General features: G+C 51.2%; 4 protein-coding genes. All 4 read right to left on the reverse strand.

Translation table 11 applies throughout. From position 1 onward, the window contains the following. Window positions 1-261 precede the first annotated feature (261 nt). Window positions 262-1,314, reverse strand: coding sequence for a hypothetical protein (locus tag M0974_RS33215; RefSeq protein WP_297846564.1), 1,053 nt, complete (start codon window positions 1,312-1,314; stop codon window positions 262-264). 379 nt (window positions 1,315-1,693) lie between these two features. Continuing rightward, window positions 1,694-3,469: a hypothetical protein gene (locus M0974_RS33220; RefSeq protein ID WP_297846566.1), complete on the reverse strand. Its 1,776-nt coding sequence runs from the start codon at window positions 3,467-3,469 to the stop codon at window positions 1,694-1,696. Window positions 3,470-3,855: 386 nt separating this feature from the next. Next, the gene (locus tag M0974_RS33225; RefSeq protein WP_297846567.1) at window positions 3,856-4,836 is read right to left on the reverse strand and encodes a DEAD/DEAH box helicase family protein; all 981 of its coding nucleotides are present in this window, start codon (window positions 4,834-4,836) and stop codon (window positions 3,856-3,858) included. Continuing rightward, window positions 4,833-6,341: hypothetical protein (locus tag M0974_RS33230; protein WP_297846568.1), on the reverse strand; the 1,509-nt coding region annotated here is incomplete at its 5' end. The genes M0974_RS33225 and M0974_RS33230, both read right to left, overlap by 4 nt.

Raw genomic sequence — 6,341 nt, forward strand, 5'->3', positions numbered from 1 at the left:
TCAAGCAAATGCATGCAGATCTGCGTGTATTAGGATTTGAGGGCTCTTATGATCGCGTTGCCGCGTTCGCTAGGCAATGGAAAGTGGATCAATTAGAGAGGGTCAATTCTGCGAGCAAAGGGACACTTAGTTTGATCCTATTGGTGGTGTCGGGTCCATCTCAGTAAATTAACACACGAAAGTTTCATGGATACCTTGCCTTACACACTAAGGCCCAGATGCCCAGAACTTAAGATAAATGTTCGATTGCTCTATTGAGAACTAATTTTTTGCAGTTCGATTAATGATTGAAACTCCAACGATTTCGTCCGAAGCTGAGAAGACTTTTTTAAAAGAGGTTTTGACGCAAATTTTGTTATATCCGGAAAGAATGTCTCGATCATCTATGAAGAGTGACCCCTGAAGCTTCCCGCCGCAGCTTTCCACGAATGCCATTTTCCTCTCACGCGAGAAATCTCTCGCGTCGCAATCGCGTGCGATATCAACATGCCTTAACGCTATTATGCAGTTCTTAGATACATTCATGAAGTAAGTTAGATCATGGTCTATTACGATGCCCGTGTCAGTGAGCAAAGCGCATTCGCTATCGAAGGAATGAACTTGGATTGAAGTAAAAAGTTCTTTGGCCGTGAAGAACTCTTCGATGAAACCGTCTAGGGTCGTCTTATCTTCTTCGTTCACGTATAAAAAAAATATTAGCAACCGAATCCATTCCCTATACTCTTCCGGGGAGACTTGGTATGTTTTGCATATGTAGTCTTCTTCGGATTTGTTCTTTTTTTCCAGAGAAGAATACAGTTCCAAGGCCTTTATTTCGTTGGGGCAGTGATTCACGGCGTAGCTAAAATTCGCTAATGTTCTTTTGATTTGATGTGGATTTCTTAATCCAGCCATAAATTTAAATTTAAAAATAAATTTAACGTCGTCGAGAATCAAAGAGAAATCACAATCATCCAAAATGCTTAAATCAATTTTTCTTTGCTCAGTGGAAGACTTCGACTTAACGCGATCAATCCATTTCAGAAGATTGCTAGCTTTTTCTGGAAAAGGCCCTTCGTATCGGCCGAAAAATGTTTCAAGATTTAGACGTTCCTTATTCCCAATGCGCGCCAGCGTAAAAAGTTCTTGGAATGCGAGATTTCTCGCTATTAAAGCTGGTTTTTCTATAGACACACTAGGAGGATCTAAGCTCTCAATATTGAAACGATGAATCTTGGCCGTGCTTGGATTTAGGTTTTCAGAACACGAATTTAACCGCTGCTCGGCTTGGGAGATGAAATGCTGGTTTGTTGTGAGGTTAATAAATTCATTCATATTAAAACTTGGCTTTCAAATATTTTTCTGTATTGAGAGGTAATAATTTCTTCTCAACCCTCGCCATTTATTTGCTCCCACCAAAAAACTGAAACAGTTGGTCGAAGTACTTCAAAGATCACATCCCCCATCATAAGCAATTCTGTAAACGATGCAGCACATGACGCGCGCCTACCATTTGAACGCTACTCTGCTATCAACCAATACCCTATCTCTGACGCTTCACTTTCTCCAAAGCGCCGTCGCTCTGTCCAGGTGGTTTCTGGCTTTAGTGTCCAGCGCAAATCGAACTGGGCGTGCGTCTCGAAATATGCAGATGGCAGTTCCCCGCGGCTAGTAGTCGTGCGCTGTCCGCCGGCGATAGTCACCGCGACCAACTTTAAGAAGGCCTGCTTTTTTTCTGTTTCAACTTCCAAGCCCCCAGTTCCAAGGAATTTTCCAGGATATCTTTTGCTGACAGTGTCTGAGTGCTATCTAGCTCATCTATTAGCCAGTGCGGCTCGGATGCCCCGAGCACCATGCGATAGACCGCACGTCGTCGTTCCAACCGCACACGCGCGGCTGACTCTCGGCTTCCAGCACAGTGCAGGTATAACTGCATAGCCGAGGCGCCGGGCGTGCACCACCATGGCGCCATACCTCCCGAGGTATCCCCATGAGCTGCTTGCTCTTCAGCCTGGGCAGCGAGTCCTGCCCAAAGGCTACCACCCCCTATGCGCAATGCATCGGTGTCAATCCTCGACGACAACGCACGCCGAATCGCTAATCCAGCGTAACGATTCACCCGGCCTTCACGCTGTTCCAGTTCGACTGGACCTGGTGCGGGATCCCAGTGTGCAACCGTCTTGCACCAAGGATGAAAGTCGAGCCCCTCCTGCCCGACAGAGGTAGTAGTCAAGACCATCGGCCAAAAAGGGGTATTGAACGCATGCCGCACTGTGTCCGGCCGTGGAGCCTCGTCGTCAGCATCCTTGGCCTGATGCAATGGCAACGCGACGTTGCACCGCACTCGAGAGTTCTTCTTTGCGTCTTTGTTGTTCTCATGCAATACCGTTCGCCCACCAGACAAAGCAAGTGCAGATTGCAACTCCAACAGGCGCTTAGGCCACGATTGCGAGTTTGTAGTCGAAACAAACCAGAAGTGCTCGTCCAGAACACTCTCGAGATTTCCCTCTAAGACGGCACTATGTAGGGCCGCGGCGAAGTCCTTGCGATATTGCTTCGGCCTTTGTAGTACTGCTGCAAAGCACGAACGGTCTAGGTAATGTCGTAATCCACGGATCGCCAAGCTCTGCAACAGTGTTCGGGGTGTCAGCTGACCCGGCTTCTCGTTACGTTTACCTTCATCGGCACTGAGCAATTGATCCCAATTCAGATCATGGTTTCCATCCCGCCAATGCCTCATGACCGCCCGGGCAAGGACCACCGCCGGAGAACTCAGAGAAAGATCCACCAGCGCATTCAGTTCGGCACGTGTGATTTCAACCATCCGCCCCTTAGGCACACCTGCGCTGAAGTGATCAAATGCTTCGCCGACAGCGTTCTGAGTGGATTTTCCACCTTCTGCGTCGGCGATCGCCTCGACCCACGCCCCGCGCGCAGAGCCGGCCGGGGTTGACGCTAGATGCACCAGCCACGCTTCAACTGGCACCGATTTCCGTTTTGATGACGGGTTATATACCGTGCCACATTCAAGAAGCGCCGCCTTAATTTGAGGTATGAGGGCCAGCCGTGCCTGGCTCACCGTCTTCGGCACCCCGTTCTTCAACGGATCAAGGCGCGCAAGGAACTCGGACACGAAGAAGAGGCGGAACATCCGCCTATTGGTGCCACCATTGTTAAACGTCTTTTTATCGCCATCGCTGTACTTGGGCTTGGCTCGCCAGCTATTGCGGTTGTAAATGTATGCCTCGACGCTGTAGCTGATGACAGCAGATACCGCACCGGGAATCGCCGCGAACCGACTGAATACCAACGCCTTTCCATCTACTAAAGCCCCGTCGTCGCGCCATACACTGCGAAGCGGCCACCAAGGAGCGCTCGGTCGCACCCAAGGTGCCATTAGTCGTTCAGGCGGCAGTGTTTTCAGCAGCCCACGCACCTTCGGGCTTTTCCACTCCGGCGTACGCCAATTTTGGATACTTTCGGCGGTCAATTCGGCTGCTGGCATCTTCGTCGGCGCAGCCTTCCAACACATGTAACGATTACCCAGGGTCTGAGCGGCTAGTGGCACTGAACTCCAGAGTGGCAATGTCCAGTGACCGTGTCCCTCTGGTGGTATCCAGCGCGAAAATGCACTGAATGATCGGATATCGGACCTCGTTAGAGGTATCAGCGGCAGCTCGTCACTGGAAACTGCGTTCACAAGTACTGGACGTTCGGTGCGGCACATGATACGACTCAGTTCGGATCCCAAGACTTTGAGCGCCTCTTTGGCGACACCGGAATCGGGAGCTCCACGGCGAACCTCCGCCTCTCGCGTACTAAAGGCATCTCGGATTAGTCGCATAGTCTTCGCGCGGTGAGCCGCTGACTTGTTGCCTAGCAAAAAATCCAACAGCCGAAAGAAGTCGTTGTCATCGTCCCCATTATTTTGCACCGTACCGCTGACATTTCGTGCCTCTCGGCCTTCGTCGCAGGTCGCAGCGCTTCGTAGGGTGTCGCCGACAACAATAGCAATCTGCCGCTCGTTTCCGCGGTCAAGATGTTACGGATGCGTGCCTCGGCCGGATCGAGTGAAGTCTCAGCGTTGGCCATCAGATCGCGGAAACGTTGAAACTCGTCAAAGATAATGAGTCCGGGATCGAGCTCTTCCAACGCCGCGGCTGCGAGGCTATTACGACACCAGCCAGTGACGTCTAGTCGAGTACAGGACTTCTTCGTATCGATAATGGCCTTGAGTGCAACGTGAGTCTTTACAAGTTTCTCAGCGTTGATGCATTCGCGCATGGCAGTGGAAAATCTGGCGACAAACTGAGCAAATCCTTTATCAATATGACTGACTCGGCGTATGATTTTCTCACCATAGTCTTTTAGTAAGAAGTCAAAATTGTGGGAGTTCCAAGACAGCTCATCTCTGAGCCACTGAAGCTTCGAGCCGGCGCTATATTCGAGAAGCGCGGTAGCGAATGCCCGTTCCTGCACGCGGCCTTTATGGCGACGTTTTGCACCGGAGAATGCAGTTCCTGGCGTCAAGGAGTAGATGTTCAGACATGGATGATCCGGTGGACTCGTCAACGGTAGAAGGCCGGGGCGGTCCGCCGACGCGCGCGCGCTTTTACGCTCTTCAACTGGTAGCTCACCTAGAAGTTGATCAACGTTCTGCGCGGCAATTGACTGATTGGCGCACACGTACAAAACGGTCAGCTTCTCGCGCGAAGATAGCTCCGATAGCACCCGCCTTGCCACAAACGTTTTCCCCAACCCGGGCTCATCTGCAACTAAATAGCGTCCCGTACTGGTACGCTTGAAGGCACGCATAACTGCAGTCACTGTGGCTTCTTGAAACGGTTTAGCTTTCATTTTTTTATGAGTTCGTGCTCGATCGCATCCCAACTGAGCAAAAAGGACTGTAGCTGTTGATGGGCCTTCTCTTCTCGCCCGGAGGCTGGCTTGCATTGGCGTGCTATTTCCACGATCCGCTGAACCTCCAAAAGTGACTCCTCATCACGAATCCAACTACCTAGCACTGCCTCAATCCCCAGCAACGAGATCGTTTCCGAGGCACGAGCAGACAGACTTTTCTTGTGCCATTCACGACGCTCGCCACCTCCATTTCCCCCGACAGTCAAGCTGTCGTTGAGAAGGGAGATGACTCCGTCAATACCTAGATAAGCGTGCAGAAGCGGGATATCCCTATTCGCACGCGACAAACTGGGATCAAAGGGAGCATGTTGAAGCCACTCGGACCGGATATCCCCTATCGCTAGCTCCATGCGGATGAGATCACCGTTTTCATAGGTCGGTGCGATGGGCAAAGCTATCTCCGTCGCGTTATTCTCCAATGATATGAGCGCGCCTCCAATACGCCCTATCCGCAGACAAGCATCCGCAGGGAGAGTTAATGGTGACTGAAGCACCACGACAGCGATGCCATCCTGAAGCTTTTGACTGGCAACGAAACTAGCCACCAATGCATTACGCACACTGTTAAAGTGATCTTTCAAATACTGCTCGGGATCAATCGGTAACTCTTCTTCGGGGAGCTCGTACTCCAGGCAAAGGCTTTCGAAGGCCAGTAATCCACTACGCAAGCTTGCACTGAATCCCTTACTTGGCATTGCCACGGAGGCGACCGCCAGAACTTCTGCATTTTTCTTCCATCCGCGTTCTGTGAGGTTGATGCTGCCTAATCGTAGTTCACTTCGCTTGGGCGTCTCGATCCAAATAAACTTGGCATGAAGGCCGCGTCCTTCCGTTTCGTCCGCATCGGCATCGGGAATGTGTCCCGCACCGTCATCATCATCTTCCTGATCATCTTGATCTGACGCTGGCAACTCACGTAGCTCATATCGACTGAGGGCACCTTGATGGTGCCGTTCAACCTCGGATAGGCTGATTGGTGTCGAGATCAGCCTAGGCTTAGCTGATCCAGAGGATAGAAGCTCTGAATAATCTTTTAAGAGTTGGCGAATAGCCCAACCATCTAGGAACGGCGAGACCGCCAGGATAGCGCGTGCATTTTTAGGGGCAGGCTGAAGATCGCGCTGCGTGTCGCCCTTTCTGAATAGCGCAAGCTTATCAATTCGCAAGCCAGCAGGAACTTGCCAACGGACTTGAGGCAGTTCTTGAAAGCCATCTTTCCAATTCCGCTCGACAGCAGCTTCATTGGCAAGTCCTTGAGTCAGTTCAAGGACATCAGGAATTTTCTCGCCTTTACCAGCTACTTCACCGGTGAGCGCCAGGGCCATGTCCCAGGATTCATCCCGAGTGAAATTACGACTGCCGATCCACAGCCGCCAGATCGCCTTGGCATTGTTGATACCTGGGCTTACGTACCGCAAGACGCAGACCTTAGGATGCCAAGA

It is taken from the genome of Pseudomonas sp. (assembly GCF_026224925.1).
Lineage (GTDB): Bacteria > Pseudomonadota > Gammaproteobacteria > Pseudomonadales > Pseudomonadaceae > Aquipseudomonas.